This window comes from Arthrobacter stackebrandtii (genome assembly GCF_017876675.1).
GTDB lineage: Bacteria > Actinomycetota > Actinomycetes > Actinomycetales > Micrococcaceae > Specibacter > Specibacter stackebrandtii.
The window spans coordinates 575854-592574 of sequence record NZ_JAGIOI010000001.1 but is presented as its reverse complement, the minus strand read 5'-3'; the positions used below and the strand labels follow the sequence as shown (position 1 = coordinate 592574).

Annotated in this window: 16 protein-coding genes; 12 read left to right on the top strand and 4 right to left on the bottom strand. The window is 68.2% G+C overall.

Annotated features, from left to right (window positions below):
- The first annotated feature begins 8 nt into the window (after window positions 1-8).
- Window positions 9-1295, top strand: a complete 1287-nt coding sequence (glyA, locus tag JOF48_RS02455; protein ID WP_209676977.1) for a serine hydroxymethyltransferase — start codon at window positions 9-11, stop codon at window positions 1293-1295.
- Window positions 1296-1300: 5 nt separating this feature from the next.
- A complete protein-coding gene (locus JOF48_RS02450) occupies window positions 1301-2173 on the top strand; it encodes a bifunctional methylenetetrahydrofolate dehydrogenase/methenyltetrahydrofolate cyclohydrolase (RefSeq protein WP_209676975.1) in 873 nt (290 codons plus the stop codon).
- 315 nt (window positions 2174-2488) lie between these two features.
- On the opposite strand, the gene JOF48_RS02445 is transcribed toward JOF48_RS02450, so the two are convergent.
- The gene (locus tag JOF48_RS02445) at window positions 2489-2797 is read right to left on the bottom strand and encodes a protealysin inhibitor emfourin (protein ID WP_209676973.1); all 309 of its coding nucleotides are present in this window, start codon (window positions 2795-2797) and stop codon (window positions 2489-2491) included.
- Window positions 2794-3867 (bottom strand): M4 family metallopeptidase, encoded by a 1074-nt coding sequence (locus tag JOF48_RS02440; protein WP_209676971.1) that lies wholly within the window; start codon window positions 3865-3867, stop codon window positions 2794-2796. Before JOF48_RS02440 ends, JOF48_RS02445 begins: the two co-directional genes overlap by 4 nt.
- Window positions 3868-4020: 153 nt before the next feature.
- On the opposite strand from JOF48_RS02440, the gene JOF48_RS02435 reads away from it, so the two are divergent.
- From JOF48_RS02435 to JOF48_RS02425, 3 genes are all read left to right on the top strand, one after another.
- Window positions 4021-5238 carry a sensor histidine kinase gene (locus JOF48_RS02435; RefSeq protein WP_209676968.1) on the top strand — a complete coding sequence of 406 codons (1218 nt, stop codon included), beginning with the start codon at window positions 4021-4023 and terminating at the stop codon, window positions 5236-5238.
- Complete coding sequence (locus tag JOF48_RS02430) at window positions 5235-5906, top strand: response regulator (protein WP_209676967.1); 672 nt, start codon at window positions 5235-5237, stop codon at window positions 5904-5906. The genes JOF48_RS02435 and JOF48_RS02430 overlap by 4 nt, the downstream gene beginning before the upstream one ends.
- A gap of 151 nt (window positions 5907-6057) precedes the next feature.
- Window positions 6058-6339 carry an SHOCT domain-containing protein gene (locus JOF48_RS02425; protein WP_209676965.1) on the top strand — a complete coding sequence of 94 codons (282 nt, stop codon included), beginning with the start codon at window positions 6058-6060 and terminating at the stop codon, window positions 6337-6339.
- 3 nt (window positions 6340-6342) lie between these two features.
- Here JOF48_RS02425 and JOF48_RS02420 read toward each other — a convergent pair whose 3' ends face one another.
- Both JOF48_RS02420 and JOF48_RS02415 read right to left on the bottom strand, forming a co-directional pair.
- Window positions 6343-7029, bottom strand: coding sequence for a response regulator (locus JOF48_RS02420; RefSeq protein WP_209676963.1), 687 nt, complete (start codon window positions 7027-7029; stop codon window positions 6343-6345).
- Entirely contained in the window at window positions 7026-8453 is a 1428-nt protein-coding gene (locus tag JOF48_RS02415; RefSeq protein ID WP_209676961.1) for a sensor histidine kinase, read from the bottom strand. Before JOF48_RS02415 ends, JOF48_RS02420 begins: the two co-directional genes overlap by 4 nt.
- A 124-nt stretch (window positions 8454-8577) precedes the next feature.
- Between JOF48_RS02415 and JOF48_RS02410 the strand changes: the two genes are divergently transcribed.
- The 7 genes from JOF48_RS02410 to JOF48_RS02380 all read left to right on the top strand — a co-directional run bounded on the left by JOF48_RS02410 (window position 8578) and on the right by JOF48_RS02380 (window position 16627).
- Window positions 8578-9363: a GAP family protein gene (locus tag JOF48_RS02410; RefSeq protein WP_209676959.1), complete on the top strand. Its 786-nt coding sequence runs from the start codon at window positions 8578-8580 to the stop codon at window positions 9361-9363.
- Between the two features lie 76 nt (window positions 9364-9439).
- Window positions 9440-10093, top strand: coding sequence for a hypothetical protein (locus JOF48_RS02405; RefSeq protein WP_209676957.1), 654 nt, complete (start codon window positions 9440-9442; stop codon window positions 10091-10093).
- Between the two features lie 102 nt (window positions 10094-10195).
- Entirely contained in the window at window positions 10196-11038 is an 843-nt protein-coding gene (locus JOF48_RS02400) for an exodeoxyribonuclease III (RefSeq protein WP_342591135.1), read from the top strand.
- 17 nt (window positions 11039-11055) lie between these two features.
- On the top strand, window positions 11056-12084 hold the full coding sequence (gene trpS / locus JOF48_RS02395; protein WP_209676955.1) for a tryptophan--tRNA ligase: 1029 nt from the start codon (window positions 11056-11058) through the stop codon (window positions 12082-12084).
- Between the two features lie 59 nt (window positions 12085-12143).
- Window positions 12144-12641 carry a 2'-5' RNA ligase family protein gene (locus tag JOF48_RS02390; RefSeq protein ID WP_209676953.1) on the top strand — a complete coding sequence of 166 codons (498 nt, stop codon included), beginning with the start codon at window positions 12144-12146 and terminating at the stop codon, window positions 12639-12641.
- Window positions 12622-13701 carry a YihY/virulence factor BrkB family protein gene (locus JOF48_RS02385; RefSeq protein ID WP_209676951.1) on the top strand — a complete coding sequence of 360 codons (1080 nt, stop codon included), beginning with the start codon at window positions 12622-12624 and terminating at the stop codon, window positions 13699-13701. Before JOF48_RS02390 ends, JOF48_RS02385 begins: the two co-directional genes overlap by 20 nt.
- 241 nt (window positions 13702-13942) lie before the next feature.
- On the top strand, window positions 13943-16627 hold the full coding sequence (locus JOF48_RS02380; protein ID WP_209676949.1) for a LuxR C-terminal-related transcriptional regulator: 2685 nt from the start codon (window positions 13943-13945) through the stop codon (window positions 16625-16627).
- Window positions 16628-16721: the final 94 nt, after the last annotated feature.

Below are 16721 nucleotides of genomic sequence, written 5' to 3'. Positions count from 1 at the left end.
AGTCAGCAGTGTCTTTTTCCCCCACACAGTCCGTCACCAACGCCCCGCTTTCCGAGCTTGACCCGGAAATTGCAGCCGTCCTGAAGGACGAGCTTGCCCGCCAGCGCGACACGCTGGAAATGATCGCCTCCGAAAACTTCGCCCCCCGCGCAGTGCTCCAGGCCCAGGGCTCCGTCCTGACCAACAAGTACGCCGAGGGCTACCCGGGCCGCCGCTACTACGGCGGCTGCGAGGCCGTTGATGTGGCCGAGAACCTGGCCATCGAGCGCGTGAAGTCCCTCTTCGGCGCCGAGTACGCCAACGTCCAGCCGCACTCCGGCGCCCAGGCAAACGCTGCGGCCCTCGCCGCAATGATCAAGCCCGGCGACAAGATCATGGGCCTGTCCCTGGCCCACGGCGGCCACCTGACCCACGGCATGAAGCTGAACTTCTCCGGCAAGCTGTACGACGTCGCCGCCTACCAGGTTGAGGAAGACAACTTCCGCATCGACATGGACAAGCTGCGCGAGCAGGCCATTGCCGAGAAGCCCCAGGTCCTCATCGCCGGCTGGTCCGCCTACCCGCGCCAGCTGGACTTCGCAGCATTCCGCTCCATCGCCGACGAAGTTGGCGCACTGCTCTGGACCGACATGGCCCACTTCGCCGGACTCGTCGCAGCAGGCCTGCACCCGAACCCGGTGCCGTACTCCGACGTCGTCACCTCCACCGTGCACAAGACCCTCTCCGGCCCGCGCTCCGGCGTGATCCTGGCCAAGCAGGAGTGGGCCAAGAAGCTCAACTCCGCCGTGTTCCCGGGACAGCAGGGCGGCCCGCTCATGCACGTCATTGCAGGCAAGGCAGTGGCGTTCAAGATTGCCGCAGGCGAGGAATTCAAGGAGCGCCAGCAGCGCGTCCTGGAAGGTGCCAAGATCATTGCCGAGCGCCTGAATGCACCCGACGTTGCAGCAGCCGGCGTGTCCGTGCTGACCGGCGGCACCGACGTGCACCTGGTGCTCGTTGACCTGCGCAACTCCGTCCTGGACGGCCAGCAGGCCGAGGACCTCCTGCACAGCGTCGGCATCACCGTCAACCGCAACGCCGTCCCGTTCGACCCCCGCCCCCCGATGGTCACCTCCGGCCTGCGCATCGGCACCCCGGCATTGGCCACCCGCGGCTTCGGCGCCAAGGAGTTCACCGAGGTTGGCGAGATCATCGCAGCAGCACTGAAGGGCGGTGCCGACATTGCCGCCCTGGGCGCCCGTGTCAAGGCACTGACCGCAGACTTCCCGCTGTACCCCGGCCAGGAAGAATGGTAAAAAGCATGACCGCGCAAATCCTTGACGGCAAGGCCACAGCCGCTGCCATCAAATCCGAGCTGACCGAACGCGTCGCGGCCCTCGCCGCCCGCGGGGTCACCCCGGGCCTGGGCACCATTCTCGTCGGCTCGGATCCGGGCTCGCAGTGGTACGTGGGCGGAAAGCACAAGGACTGTGCCGAAGTCGGCATCAAGTCCATCCGCATCGACCTGCCCGAGACTGCCACCCAGGATGAAGTCCTGGCCGCCGTCCGCCAGCTCAATGAGGACCCGGAATGCACCGGCTACATCGTGCAGCTTCCCCTGCCGAAGCACATTGACCAGGACGTGGTGCTTGAAGCCATGGACCCGGCCAAGGACGCCGACGGCCTGCACCCCATGAACTTGGGGCGCCTGGTCGCCAACGTGAACCGCCCCATGGTTTCCCCGCTGCCCTGCACGCCCAAGGGCTGCATTGTGCTGCTGGAACGCCACGGCATCACGCTGGACGGCAAGCGGGTCCTGGTTGTTGGCCGCGGCGTCACGATCGGCCGGCCCATGGGCCTGCTGCTGACCCGCCGCGACATCAATGCCACGGTGGTCCTGGCGCACACCGGCACGAAGGATCTCGCCGCCGAACTGCGCGACGCCGACGTGGTGGTTGCCGCAGCCGGCGTGCCGCACATGATCAAGGCCGCCGACCTCAAGCCCGGCGCGGTTGTCCTGGACGTTGGCGTGAGCCGCGTGGACGACGGCAACGGCAAGGCCGTGGTCACCGGGGACGTGGAACCCGCGGCGGCAGAAGTTGCCAGCTGGATTTCCCCGAACCCGGGCGGCGTGGGTCCCATGACCCGGGCCATGCTGCTGGCCAACGTGGTTGAGGCCGCCGAGCGCGCCTAGCGCGCCTAGCGTTCACCCCGGGCGTGGGGAGGGCCCAGTTCCTCCCACTCCCATGCAGAAGGCGGACGACGCCGGAACCTGAGTTCCGCGCGTCGCCCGCCTTTTGCTTTGCCCAGGTTTGGTGCCGGCGCCCGTGGGGCTTTCGGACTCCACCGTCCACCACGCCCGCGCACGGTTAATCCGTAACCATGCGCAACTCCAAGAGCTGCGCGTGGTTGAAGAAAAACCGTGCGCAGGCGTGGTGGCTGCCGGCGGCTTCAAGGCGGTTTCACCCGCAAACGGTGTCCCAACGAATCATGCAGCACGCGGCGGCCGCTATTCGACCGATTCCACGCGTTCCGGGCGGGAATCAACCCAGGCCATGAACAGCCGGACGTTCTCCGTCAGGCTTTCATCCGTGAAGTGGGCCGTGATGGAGCGTTCGCGGCTGACAACGGAGATTTCGTAGAGCTGGGCATCGGGCCGGCGGCGGGTGCCTGCGGGCTCGGGCACGGAATCCAGGTCGGCACGGGCGAGCTCGCAGGCGAGGGTCTTGGCGGCGGACTTCGGAAGCGCACCTGAATCCAGCTCGGTTCGGGCGGTGAGCCCGGCAATGCCGCCGCCGCGGATGATCACCACCCTCATGGGAGCACGCCCACTTGCTGCCAGGCATTGTGCACGGCGTCCTGGACCGTGGAGTCATACAGTTTGCCGGCCGTCGACACCGTGGCGTTGGCGGCATCGATAAACTGCGCATTCGCAGCCAGCTGCGTGGTCAGCACGGTGTACCAGATGTGGCCTGCCGTCTCCCAGGCATTGCCGCCCAGGGCGGTGGCGGCCAGTGCGAACGCATGGTTGGGGATGCCTGAGTTGATGTGCACGCCGCCGTTGTCGTTGCGGGGGTCGTTGTTGTCCGGCAGGTCCACATAGCCGGCCATGGTTCCCGGCTGCCGGTCGCCGCTGTTGGCCGTGCCCGGGTTGATCATGGACCGCAGCGCCTTGCCCAGCGACGGAACCAGGGTGCCTTCGCCAATCAGCCAGTCCGAGTCGGCCGCCGTCTGGTGCCGGCTGTACTGCTTGACGAGGATGCCGAACACGTCGGAAAAGGATTCGTTCAATGCCCCGGACTGCTTGCTGTAGGCGAGCCCTGCGGTGAACTCGGTGACGCCGTGGGTGAGCTCGTGGCCGATCACGTCCACGGACTTTGTCAGCCCGCCTACCTGGAAGATCCGGCCGCTGCCGTCGCCATAGACCATCTGGCTGCCGTCCCAGAACGCGTTGTCAAAGGCCACCCCGTAGTGGACCGAGGACACCAGCGCCAGGCCCTTGCCGTCGAGGGAGTCGCGCCGGAACACGTCCCGGTAGAACTCGTAGGTGGCGTTGCTGCCGTCGTAGGCCTGGTTGACGGCCTCATCCTTGACAGGAGGCTGCCCCCAGTCCCGGACCAGGACCCCGGGCAGGAACGGCCGCCCCTGTTTCTGGTTGTCGTAGACGCTCAGGCGCTTGCCCGAGGCGAGTTCCGGACCCATCAGGGCCCCGGTGTTGATGTCGAGCCGGCGGCTGAGGTGGCCCACCACGGCGCGCTGGGAACGGAAGGCCGCGGAAGTGGCCAGCGCCCTGACGGCGGCCTCCCGCTGCTTGGGGTTGCCCTCCACCGCCAGCCACGCCAACAGGTCCGGCGGGGCGATGCTGCACGAGCTCTGGAACCTGGACACGGTCTCCGCCTTCCTCTGGGCCTAAGTTCATGATGCGCCGGATCCGCCCGCGCGGCAAGGATCCGCGGCACCGCCGGGCGTACTCCCGGCGGAGTACGTCCCGTCAGCGCCGGGGGTGATGTGCCCCGGGCCGGGCGGGGCTACGCTCAAGCAATGGATGCTGTGCGCCGCGACCGGCCAATAATGGTGCTGGCACTGGCCGCTGCCGCCATGCAGCTGGTGGGCACCCACTTTGCAGCCTCGCGCCAGCCCTTGGCGCGCCCGCTGGACTGGTTCGGCGTTGTGCTGCTGTTGGCCGGTCCAGCCCTGCTCCTGCTGCACCGCCGGGCACCGGAGGCCATGCTGGGCGGGGTGCTGGCGGTCACGGCCGGGTACCTTGCCCTCGGCTACCCCTGGGGGCCGGTGCCGCTTTCGATGGGGCTCGCGATCATTCTCACCACGGCTGCCCGGCGCCGTGCCTATGCCTGGTCCGTGGCCGGGGCCCTGGTGGCCGCACTGTTCATCTGGGCGGCCGTGCACGGCGGCGGAGCGGATTTCGTCCGTGCCGCGGCGGTCTCCGGCTGGCTCGTGATCCTCGTGTTCTTCGGCGAGGGGCTGCGCCTGCGCCGGGAGCGGGCTGCGGAACGCCGTGCCAAGGCGCAGGAGGCCAAGAAACGGGCGGAGGACGAGTACCGGCTCGCCCTGGCCCGAGACATCCACGACGTCGTGGCCCATTCCCTGTCCATGATCAACGTCCGCGCCTCCGTGGCACTGCACCTGGCCGAACGCGATCCCGCACAGCTCAAGCCCGCACTCGAGGCCATCAAGTCCGGCAGCAAGGACGCCCTGGAGCAGGTGCGCGAACTCCTCGGCGTGCTGCGCCGCGACGCGCCGCTGCAGCCCGGGCTGACGCTGGACGGGCTGTCCCGGCTGCTGGAGGATGCCCGGGGTGCCGGGCTGGCTGCGGAATTGACGTTCGACGGCGGTCCGGGACTTGTGCGCGACAGGCTCGGTCCCGCGGGGGAGGCTGTGGTGTACAAGGTGGTGCAGGAAGCGGTGGTGAACGTGGTCAGGCATGCAGGGGCCTCACGCGTTGCGGTGCGGCTGGAGTTGCAGGCTGTCCCGGGGGAACCCCGCCCGGCAGTCCCCGGCCCGGGACAGGCTGCCGGTGCAGGGCAACAACTCAGGGTGAGCATCCGGGACGACGGCCGTGGCGTCCGGGGTGCGCCCGAGGGGAACGGGCGCCGTGGCATGAGGGAGCGGCTGGCGGCAGTCGGCGGAACGGTGGACATCACCGACGGGCACCCCGGAACCCTCGTCACCGTTGTGGTGCCGCTGCATGGCACCGGCGGCGCAGAAGAGGCCGAACCGCCGTCGGACGTGGCGCGATGATCCGGATCCTCATAGCCGACGACCAGACGCTCATCCGGGCCGGCTTCCGTGCGCTGCTCTCCGCCGAGCCAGGCATGGAAGTGGTGGGGGAGTCCGGCACGGGGCGTGAAACCGTCCGCCTGGCGGCCCGGCTCCGCCCGGATGTCATCCTCATGGACATTCGCATGCCCGACGGCGATGGACTGGACGCCGCACGCAGCATCCTGGCCGATCCCAACCTGGCCGGGACCCACATCATCATCCTGACCACGTTTGAACTCGACGAATACATAGTGCAGGCGGTCCGGGTGGGGGCGGCCGGATTCCTCGTCAAGGACACCGAGCCGGAGGAGCTGCTGCGCGCCGTGCGGGTCGTCATGGACGGCGACGCGCTGTTGTCGCCGTCGGTGGCCCGGCGGCTCATGGCCGCCATGGCGGAGCTGGCACCGGCACCAGGTGCGGGCCCGCCGCTGGAGGCAATCACGGGGCGGGGGCGCGAAGTGCTGGCCCTTGTGGGGGAAGGGCTGAACTATGCCGAGATCGTCGCGCGCCTGTTCATCACGCCGCTGACGGCCAAGACGCATGTTTCGCGGATCATGGCCAAGCTCGGCGCCCGGGACAGGGTTCAGCTGGTGGTGGCCGCCTATGAATCCGGGCTGGTCAGGCCCGGCAGGGGAACTGCCGTGTAGCCGCATGCGCCGCCCCGCCGCCGGGGCGTCTCCGCCGGGAGTAGTGCGGCGGGCCAAAGTGCCTCCCTGCGGCAGACGCCGTCGAGCAGGTGCGGGGGAAGAGTTGAAGCATCGCCGAATGACGGCGGACAACAACCCCTGGAGGCACACCATGCTTGCAACACTCACATCCCAGGCCGCGCTCGCAGCCCCCGCCGTGATGCACGGCTGGGGCTACGGGTGGCCGGGCCCCTGGTTCCTGCTGTTCCCGTTGTTCTGGATCGTGGTGATCGGGCTGTTCATCTTCCTGGGGCCCCGCCGCTGGCGCCGAAACCATGCCTGGCACCAGGAACAGGGCGCAGAATCGGTGCTGCGTGAGCGCTACGCCCGCGGCGAGATCGATGAGACCGAATACCGCCAGCGCCTGGAGGTGCTCAGGTCCGGGCAGAAATAGCCCTCAGCCGTGGCGGTACAGGGCCGCCTGAACCCGTGACTGGAGGCCGAGTTTGCCCAGCACCCGGGAGACATGGGTCTTCACGGTGGCCTCGGAAATGCCCAGGCGGCGGCCGATCGAATAGTTCGTGAGGCCGTCGCCGAGGCAGTCGAAAACTTCGCGCTCGCGTTCCGTGAGCTGCGCCAGCCCCGCCGGTTCGCTGACGTCCGGGGCCGGACCGCCCCCGCCGGCCAGCGCAGCGGCCACGATCCGCGCCGTGACCTCCGGCGCAATGACCTGCTCGCCCCGGTGGACGCGCCGCAGCGCCTGGGTGATCGCCTCCGGTTCGGCGCTCTTGAGCAGGAAGCCGTCGGCACCGGCCCGCAGCGCGCCATACAGGTACGAGTCATGGTCGAAGGTGGTCAGCACCAGCACCCTGGCCAGGCCCTCGGCGCGGATCGCCTCCGTGGCGCCCACCCCGTCAAGGACCGGCATGCGCAAGTCCATCAGAACGACGTCGGGCCGCAACGTCCGCGCCATGCCGACGGCGGTTGCCCCGTCACCTGCCTCGCCCACCACCTCCATGTCCGGTGCGGTGTCCACCACCATGCGCATGCCGAGCCGGATGGCGGCGTGGTCGTCGGCAATCAGCACGGTGATCGGTGCCGGTGGGGGTTCCGGCGCCTCAATTCGGGTGTCGGGCGTGTTCATGCGTGGAGTCCTTCGTTGGTGTTCACGGTGCCTGCGGGTGCTTGTGGTGCGGGGCCGGGAAGCGGCAGCCGCAGGAGCACCTTCCACTGCCCGCTTTCGGGGCCGGCAGTGAGGGTGCCGCCGGCGTGGGCGGCGCGGAACTGCATGCTGGGAATGCCGGTGCCTGTTCCCGGGGATGCCGCGGGCTGGTGGGCGGGAAGCTCGCTGGAAACAGTCAAGACGAGTTCCATGGCAGGCGGCGGGGACGGCGTCCTGTCCTGGGATTGTGCCGGCGTGGCCGGCTGCTGCTGCGGTGTCCCCGCCTCATCCTTCCTGACCGCAGCAAGGGAGACGGCCACCGGCTGGCCGGGTGCGTGCCTGGCCGCGTTCGCCAGGGACTCGGCGGCGACCCGGTACACCGTGGTCTGGACGGGCAGCGGCAGGTGGCGGCCGCCGTCGGGCATCCCATTGGAAAAACTGAGCTCCAGACCGGCGCTCCGGTGCCGCCCCACGAGCGGCTCCAGCTCCGCAATGCGGCCCGGGGCCTCCGATGCCGCACCCGAATGCAGGAGGCGGATCATGGCGTTCAGCTCTTCGAGCCCGGCAACGCTCTCTTGCCGGATCTGGCGCAGCAGCGCGGTCCCGGGTGAACCGGCCGGGGCAGCCTTCGCCGCGTGGAGGGCCGCGCCGGACTGCAGCGCGATGGCGGAGAGCCGGGCGGAGATGACGTCGTGGAGCTCGCGGGCCATGTGCTGGCGTTCTTGTTCCAGGGAGAGGTCGTGGGCGTTGCGCTCGGCGAGGAGGCGCTGCGCGGCAGCTTCGTGGACGGCGTCGGCGCGGGCGGATTCACTCTCGGCAAGCAGGATGGCCTTGCGCAGGTTGCCGGCCCATTCGACGGGGGTCAGGAAGGTGATGACGCCCAGCAGCCCGGCAACCACTGTGAGGCCGGCATCCCTGAAGGAGGCAAAGGCGGCAACAACCAGCACGGCTGTCACCACCCAGGCTGCGCGGGAGGCCAGCGCGGCGGCCCTGGGCGAGCCGAACAACACCAGCGAAAAGAAGAACTCAAACATGAGGACGAAGCACCCGGCGTGCCCGGCCAGGAGCAGCCCGACGGCCGCCAGCCCGCACATCCACGCCATGGCCGCGGGTGCGGTGCGGCGGAACACGACGCCGACGCAGCCAAGCAGGGCAATGGCCGGCCAGGCCGATGCCAGGGCCTCCACCTTGAGGTTGCCGAATGCTGCGAAGTTGACGGCGTCGAGCAGCCAGAACAACAGGAAATAGCCAACGGCCAGGGCCACGTCCTCAACCTTGGTGTTCCCCAGGCGCCGCACAGCCATGCCCATGAAGGCTGCACCCAGGCGGCGCAGCGGCGGCGTGGCGGCCGGGGGAGGGGCTGTGCCTGCGTGCCCGGTGCCGGCGGGCGGGGTGGATTCATCCATGCCCCCATCTTCCGTTGCGGCGCGAGCATGGGCAAACGAATCGCTGGCCTGTGGGACGAAGGTATGACACGGGGTGGGCCCAATGGCCGATTCCCTGCGGGGCCCGGGTTGGGAGGCTGAAACCATGACGATCGCGATTTATGTTCAGCTGGCAGTTTTGGCACTCATCGACAGCACCAGCATCGGAACCCTGCTGATCCCGCTGTGGCTCATGCTGCGCCCGGACGCACGCCGCATCCTGCCGCGAATCCTGCTGTTCCTGGGTGTCCTGGCTGCTTTCTACTTCGCGGTTGGCATTGCCGTGCTCAGCGGGGCCGAGTGGATCACCAACGGCGCGGGCTGGCAAGCGTTGACCAAGCTGCCGGCGGTGCAGTGGGCCATGGTGCTCGGCGGGGGCGGCATGCTGGCGTACTCGCTTCAGCCCGATCCGGCGAAGAAGGCGCACAAGAAGGCCGCCATGGCGGCAAGCGCCGGCGGCACCTCCGGGCCAGAAAGCGCCATGCTGGAATCTAAGGTGGAAGCCAAGTGGAAGTCCCGGCTGTCCAAGGCGTTGCGCAGCCCCGGCGGCATCATCGGCCTGGCCCTCATCGCAGGACTGCTCGAGCTGCCCACCATGCTGCCGTACCTGGTGGCGATTGGGCTTCTTTCCAACTCGACGCTGGCACTGCCGGCCGGAGTGTTCGTCCTGGCCGCCTATTGCCTGGTCATGCTGGCGCCGGCCCTGCTGTTGCTGGCCCTGCGGACAACACTGGGCCACAGGCTGGATCCGCTGCTCCAACGCGCATCCAACAAGTTGGGGAAGTTTGCCGGGGAAACGATCCTCTGGATCGTGGGGATTGTGGGATTCCTGCTGCTGCGGGCCGGATTGATCGAACTTGCGCCCGTGGCGGCATGGAACCCGTTCACGTGAGGTGCGTGGCCGCGGCCACGTTCGCCACGGGTGGAAGCCGGGCGCGGACCGCCGCGCGATTTGAGAGAATGGGGGCATGACTTCTCCTGATACCGGCAAAATGACCAAGCCCGGCAAGTTTGCCGGCGTCGGCACCATCGTCCTTGCCGCAGTTTTCCTCGTGGCCCTGGTGTTCGCGGCCAACAACAGCACCGTGCTTGGCTGGATCATCGCCGCCATTGCGTTCGGCTGGCTGGTGCTGTCCACGTTCGTCTACATCGGCGTGCACAAGGCCGCAGCCTTCGGGGCCCGGCAGGTGGCGCTGGCCCAGGCACAGATGGCGCAGCAGAACAGCGCCAATGCCCCGGCCGACGGCGGCACGCGCCTGGTCTCGCAGGATTCCGGTTCGCGCACGGCAGAGAAGGCGCGCGAGATGAAGCTGGACCACTCGTTCAAGATCATCAGCGTCCAGGTGGGCGTGGTCAACGAATACCTGGGCAAGGATGCCGACATGGTGGCCCGCGCCCTGGACACGATCGACATCACGGCCACCAACGGCCGCGGCATGATCAACCCCAACTGGGAAGCCCAGGAAGCCAAGATGGATGCCGCCATGGCCAGGAAAAACGCCGAGCGCCAGGCCGAAAACGCCTCGGGCGCCCAGGCCGGCACGGCAGCCGGGGCTGCCGAAACCAAGACGGCTTCCGCGGACGACGGCGACGAGCCCGTCAGCGGCACCATCATCGACTAGCGTCCCCCAGCTTCCGCCCTGCGCGGGCGGACGGGGCACGCTGTCCGGGGCTGCGGCGTCGGGCATCAAAAACATACACATCCTGCGGGTAAGGTTGAACACGTGAGCAACGGTATTGAAAACGGTCGATTGAGGATCGCAAGCGTCAACGTCAACGGCATTCGTGCCGCCTACAAGAACGGCATGGGCCCGTGGCTGGCGGAGCGCGATGTTGACATCCTGTGCCTGCAAGAGGTGCGCGCACCCGATGCGATCGTGGAGGGCTTCCTCGGCGAGGAATGGCACCTGCTGCACGCCGAGGCCGAGGCCAAGGGGCGTGCCGGGGTGCTGATCGCCACCCGCAAGGACCGGCTGGAACCGGTGGCCACGCGCATCGGGATCGGCGACGACTACTTTGCCACCACCGGACGCTGGGTTGAGGCGGACTATGCGCTGACCGGCTCGGACGGCACGGCGCAGACCCTGACGGTTGTCAGCGCCTACGTGCATTCCGGCGAGGTCGGCACGCCGAAGCAGGACGACAAATTCCGCTTCCTGGACACCATGATCGGGCGCCTGCCGCAGCTTGCCGCCGCCAGCGACCATGCCCTGGTGGTGGGCGACCTCAACGTGGGGCACAAGACCCTGGACATCAAGAACTGGAAGGGCAACGTCAAGCGCTCCGGCTTCCTGCCCGAGGAGCGCGCGTACTTTGACCGCTTCTTCGGCGAGGAAATCGGCTTCAAGGACGTGGCGCGGGAGCTTGCCGGCGAGGTCGACGGGCCGTACACCTGGTGGTCCAACCGCGGCCAGGCCTTCACCAACGACACCGGCTGGCGGATCGACTACCACGCCGCCACGCCCGGGCTGCTGGCCAGGGCGGAGTCCTGTGTGGTGGACCGGGCCGCCTCCTACGAGGAGCGCTTCTCAGACCACGCCCCGCTAGTTGTCGACTACAAGTTCTAAAGGACTTTTGAACCATCATGAGTGAGACCACATTGCGCCCCCGCGTCCTCTCGGGCATGCAGCCCTCCGGCGACTCCCTGCACCTGGGCAACTACCTCGGTGCCCTGGTCAACTGGGTCAAGACGCAGGACGACTACCAGACGCTGTTCTTCATCCCGGACATGCACGCCATCACCGTGGAGCAGGACCCCGCCGAGCTGCGCGAACGCACGCGCAAGACGGCAGCACAGTACATTGCCGGCGGCATCGACATTGAAAAGTCCACGCTGTTTGTGCAGTCCCACGTGCCCGAGCATGCCCAGCTGGCCTGGGTGCTGAACTGCATCACCGGTTTTGGCGAGGCCTCGCGGATGACCCAGTTCAAGGACAAGTCGGCCAAGGGCGGCGCGGACGTGGCGAGCGTGGGCCTGTTCACCTACCCCGTGCTCATGGCCGCGGACATCCTGCTGTACCGCCCCCAGGGCGTGCCCGTGGGCGACGACCAGCGCCAGCACGTGGAGCTGGCCCGCGACCTCGCCAAGCGCTTCAACCACCGCTTCGGTGAGACATTCGTGGTGCCGGAGGCCTTCATCCAGAAGGAGGGCGCCCGGATCTATGACCTGCAAAACCCGACGGCGAAGATGTCCAAGTCCGCGTCGGGCCCCAACGGCCTGATCAACATCCTCGACGAGCCCAAGGTCACGGCCAAGCGCATCAAGTCCGCCGTCACGGATGCCGACACCGTGATCGCCCACGACCGTGCCAAAAAGCCCGGCGTCACCAACCTCCTGGAGATCCTGTCCACGCTGACGGAGAAACCGGTGGACACACTGGTGGCTGAGTACGATGGCAAGATGTACGGGCACCTGAAGGTTGATGTGGCGGAGGCGGTGGTGGAACGCCTCGAGCCCATCCGAAAGCGAACGCTGGAGCTGCTGGACGATCCCGCGGAACTGGACTCCCTGCTGGCCCACGGTGCTGCCAAGGCGCGCGAGATCGCCTCCGTGACGCTCGCCGACGTCTACAACAAGGTGGGCTTCCTGCCGCCCCTCGGACCGGTCGGCTAGCCGTGCCCGGCATTGGCCAGAGCGGCGCCTCGCCCACACCGCATGCGGACAGCCTTGGCGTGATCATCTCCCTGCCCCCTGCCCTGGCGAAGCAGCTCAGCGACAGCCGGGCCGAGTACGCAGGGCCCTCGTCCGCCGTCGTGCCTCCCCACATCACGCTGGTGTCGGGGCGGGCCACCGACGACTGGGCCGATGCGGCCGCGCACGTGCGCAAGGTGGCGGCAGCGGCGGAGCCGTTCCGGATTTCACTGCGGGGGACCGGCACATTTGAGCCGGTTTCGCCCGTGGTTTTCCTCAATGTCGACGGCGGTGCCCAGGACTGTGCACGGCTGCACGGCGAACTCCTCCAGGGTCCGCTGGAGCACCTGCTCGAGTTTGACTTCCACCCGCACCTGACGATCGCCCACGACCTGGATGAAGCGGCCATGGCCCGGGCCAAGGCGGGAATGGCGGATTTTGTGGCAGACTTCGAAGTCACGAGCATCGGGCTGTATGACTATCTGGGCGGCGGCTGGGCGCTGCGGGAGGAGCTGGCACTTGGGGGATCGGGAAGATAAGGCACTGGCCGCGCAGTTTCCGGGGTTCAGTGCCCCGGGCGTGGCGGCCAAAAAGCCCATGGCGGCGTCGCCGGCGCCGCCGCCGAGCCCCCTGGACCGCAAGTCCCTGGCCGCGTGGACCGGGACCAAGCGCGGGGATTTCATCACGGCACGCCGCGAGGGCAGCCGGTGGCAGCAGCTCAAGACCCTGTTTCCGTGGCTCAACGCGTGGGCGGGACAGCTGTTCCCCCTGCGCGTGTGGCAAATTTACTCCCGGCGCCGCGGCCCCCTGCTGGCGGCCGGCAACGCGTACCTGATGTTCTTCTCCGTGGGCGCCATGCTCGTGGCAGGTTTTGCCATCTTGGGGTTGTTCGCCTCTGGCAACGAGGTGCTCCGCGACGCCGTGGTCGACCTCGTCGCGGACAGCACCCCCGGCCTGATCGACACCGGCGACGGTGGCCTGGTCAAGCCTGAGCAGCTCCTGGGAACGCGCGGTTTCGGGACCACGCTGCTGGTCTCCCTGGCTGCATTGCTGGTCACGGCCATGGGCTGGATCAACGGCCTGCGCGAGGGCATCCGCTCCATCCTGGGCCTGGCCCGCGACCGCACCAACCCAGTCCTGTCCAAGGTGCGCGACCTGCTCACCCTGCTGGTGCTGGGAGTGGCCCTGATCCTCACCAGCGTGCTGGGCCTGCTCAGCTCCGCGATCATGGACGGGGTGGGCCAGCTGCTGGGCCTGGACGGGCTGTTCTCCGGCGCCACCACCAAGCTGGCCTCGCTGGGGCTCATGTTTGTCCTGGACGTGGCAGTCGCGGTGATCATGTTCAGCATCGCCGCACGCGTGCACATGCCCCGCCGAGTGCTGGTGGTCGCCGCCCTGATCTCCGGGGCCGGGGCCACCGTGCTGCGCTTCTTCAGCGCCATGCTGCTCAACGGTGTCACCAGCAACCCGCTGCTGGCACCGTTCGCCGTGATCCTGGGCCTCTTTGTCTGGTTCTTCCTGCTCAGCCAGGTGTACCTGATCTCGGCCGCGGTCGCCGCCATCCTCGCCGCAGACCGCCGCGCCCGCACCAAGGCCTGACGGGCCCCTTTTCCCACGCACGACGGCGGCACCGGACGAGGGCTGGCGCGCCGCCTTCCGAGTCCGGCCCGGTCGCAGCGGTGCGGATTTCTGACCTACAATGAAAATCTATTGTCGAATGTATTAGGGAGAGCGTGGCCGGCTGGCCCCGGCCCGATGCGCTTGCCGCTGGGGCGGGCTGCAGGAAAATTGCACCGGTTTTGCTCCAAGGACGCCAGCAACCCGGATGGAGCAAACGTACATGTCAGGAATGGGCTTGGGCCGTACCTCGATGCGCCAGCGCGAGTTCTTGGGCCGCGCGCAGCTGGTGGACCAGACGGTGTCCTGCCTTGGGCGGCAGGGCTCGAACGTTCTGCTCGTGGGCGCGGGCGGGGTGGGCAAGACGTCGCTGGCAGGGCATTCCATCGAGGTTCTTGGCAGCCGCGAAGCCGGACTCCTGCCCGTCCATTTCACCGCGACGGAAGCAACACAGCGCACTCCCTTGGCTGTGTTTGCCTCGGTGCTGTCCGAGGACAGCCAGCCGGGTGCCCGGCGGCCGGACCGGATCGGCGAGTTCATCATCCAGCAGTGCCTCAGCCATGCCGCGGCAAGGCCCGGCCGTGCCGGCGGAAAGCCCGGCCGCCTGGTCATCCACATCGACGATGTGCCGCTCCTGGACCAGATGAGTGAGGAGGTTGTGGAGTACCTTATTTCCCGAACCGACGTGAGGGTGGTGCTCACCTGCCGCAGTGTCCCCGGACCCTCCCGCACGCTGGTGCGGGCCTGGCGCGACGGACTGCTCAGCCGCATCGACGTGCCCGGGCTCTCAGCCGAGGAGACCGAGGAGTTCGCGCAGGCCTTCCTGCCCGGACGGCCCATCGCCGCCGAAACCATCGAGCGCCTGCACCGGCTGACCGGCGGCAATGCCATGTTCCTCCACGAGCTGCTCCGCCTGCTGGAGGCGTCCGAGCAGCTTGAGCCGCGGCAGGGCCTGTGGGTGTGGACGGGAGGGCTGCCCGGCGGGACCTCACTCCTGGACATCCTGCGGGTCGAGATTGAGCAGCTTTCGGCACAGCAGCGGGCAGCCTTTGAAATTGTGGCGCTTTGCGCGCCCGTTCCGCTGCACCTGCTTGGCGGGGAAGTGGAGCTTGAAGCCGTTGAGGCTCTCGCCGGAGCAGGGCTCATCAGTCTCACCGGCGCAGACTGGCACGGTGGGACGGTTGTTTCCCTGGCACACCCAATTTTTGGTGAAGCCATGGAGGGGCTGCTGACCCCGGCCCTGTCCAGGCGCCGCTACAAGGCACTCTATGCTTCAGCCATGGCCCGCTACGCGCCGGCCGCGCCGGGGCCGGAGGAGTCCACTCCGGTCACCTGGAGGGGCGAAACCTCGGAGCTGCTCATCGTGGTGGGCTGGGGCTTGAATGCCGGCGAGGACGTCCCGCTGCCGCTCCTGGCCGACGCCTTTGAGTACGGGCGCACACTGTCTGACCATGCCTTCCGCATCCGGACCGCCACGATGCTTCTGCACCATCCAGAAACACCTGCCCTGCTGAGGGCCGGCGCCTTCATCAACCGCATGGAGGCCCACCGGTTCAGCAACAACCCCCAGGCGGTGTCGGCCGACGCCCCGCGCGCCCGGGCGACAGTGGAGAACCTCCCTGACGGGCCGCAACGCAACGGGCTCGCCGCCGACCTGGCCACTGTGCTCGCCGACGCCTACGCGCTGCAGCAGGGCCTGTGGCAGGACTCCCTGGAGATTCTGGACTGGGCTGAGAACCTGGTCTCCGGCTCCGCCGTTCCTTCCCCGACGGACATGCACCGGCTCGCCGCCTCCCGCGGCATCTACCTGAGCTACGCGGGGAAAATGTCGGAGTCGTTCACGGTCCAGCAGGAAACTCTCCTCGCCACCCGTTCCACACCCCACTTTCTTCCGCTCGCATCGACCAACCTCATCACACTGGGCCAGCGGGGCGAATCCAAGCGGTCCCGGGCACTGGCCAGGGCGCAGCTGACCCATGCCGTGCGGTCGATGAAGGAGTATCCGCTCGCAGCGGGGGAGATTGTGGCGGCCTGGTGCCTGTCTGACATGTTCACCGGCAACATCCGCGAAGCATCCTTCATCTTTGGCCTCATGAATGCCGCGGTCGCACGAAACCCGGGCAACGTCCAGATGCGCAAGACCCTGGTGGCCTTTGGCCGAGGCCTGCTCGCATCCATGAACGGGGAATGGCCCACGGCGGCCGAGCACCTGACCTTGGCCTGTGCCGAGCTGGATGACTTCTCCGGCACGGGATCGGAGGGGCTGCTGCTGGCCACCCTGTCCCTGGCCCATGCCGCCAACGGCGACCACGCAGCCTCGGCCCAGGTGCGCCGGCAACTGCTCAACCGGACCACGGGCGAGAGCAGGCTCCTGGAGCTGCCCTCCCGCTATTCGCTGCTCCTGGCCTCCATGTATTCCCCCTCGGGCGGCGAGGCCGCCGAGGCACTGGAACTTGTTGAACTGGCCCGCAGCTTTGACTTTGGTCTCATGGAACTGCGGGCGCTGCACCTGCTGGCCTGCTGCGCGCCCGGCGGGCCCACCCCGGCCCAGCTGGAACGCGCCAGGACCCTGGCGGCCGCCGTCGACGCCCCGGTGGCAGCCCCGCTCCTGGCCAGCTGCGAACACGTGGCGGCCGGCGGCCTGCCGAGCCGCGGCGATGCGGCCCGCCTGCTGGCCCGCCGCGGCCTCATGGTGCCCGCTGCCCCGATCCACATCCTCACGCCGCGGGAACAGCAGCTCGCCGGCCTCCTGGCGCTCGGCTACACCAACAACCAGATCACCAAGAAACTGGTCATTTCCAAGCGCACCGCCGAAACCCATGCGGCCAAGATCTACCAGAAATTGAACATCAAGTCCCGGGATGACATTGCCGAGGCCCTGGACACTTTCGAGTCGGCACGCCGGTAGCTTCCACCGGCCGGGTCGAAGCACAACGGTGCCTGGCCCCGCGCTGGAAGGGGCCGGGCGCCGTCGTGCTTCAGGGGGAACGCAAAAGCGCCGC

Bases quoted from the DNA above. Each gene is read 5' to 3' on its own strand.
- JOF48_RS02450 (WP_209676975.1), top strand. From the start codon at position 1,301: ATGACCGCGCAAATCCTTGACGGCAAGGCCACAGCCGCTGCCATCAAA.
- JOF48_RS02445 (WP_209676973.1), bottom strand. From the start codon at position 2,797: ATGAGGGTGGTGATCATCCGCGGCGGCGGCATTGCCGGGCTCACCGCC.
- JOF48_RS02435 (WP_209676968.1), top strand. From the start codon at position 4,021: ATGGATGCTGTGCGCCGCGACCGGCCAATAATGGTGCTGGCACTGGCC.
- JOF48_RS02430 (WP_209676967.1), top strand. From the start codon at position 5,235: ATGATCCGGATCCTCATAGCCGACGACCAGACGCTCATCCGGGCCGGC.
- JOF48_RS02425 (WP_209676965.1), top strand. From the start codon at position 6,058: ATGCTTGCAACACTCACATCCCAGGCCGCGCTCGCAGCCCCCGCCGTG.
- JOF48_RS02420 (WP_209676963.1), bottom strand. From the start codon at position 7,029: ATGAACACGCCCGACACCCGAATTGAGGCGCCGGAACCCCCACCGGCA.
- JOF48_RS02415 (WP_209676961.1), bottom strand. From the start codon at position 8,453: ATGGATGAATCCACCCCGCCCGCCGGCACCGGGCACGCAGGCACAGCC.
- JOF48_RS02410 (WP_209676959.1), top strand. From the start codon at position 8,578: ATGACGATCGCGATTTATGTTCAGCTGGCAGTTTTGGCACTCATCGAC.
- JOF48_RS02405 (WP_209676957.1), top strand. From the start codon at position 9,440: ATGACTTCTCCTGATACCGGCAAAATGACCAAGCCCGGCAAGTTTGCC.
- trpS (WP_209676955.1), top strand. From the start codon at position 11,056: ATGAGTGAGACCACATTGCGCCCCCGCGTCCTCTCGGGCATGCAGCCC.
- JOF48_RS02380 (WP_209676949.1), top strand. From the start codon at position 13,943: ATGTCAGGAATGGGCTTGGGCCGTACCTCGATGCGCCAGCGCGAGTTC.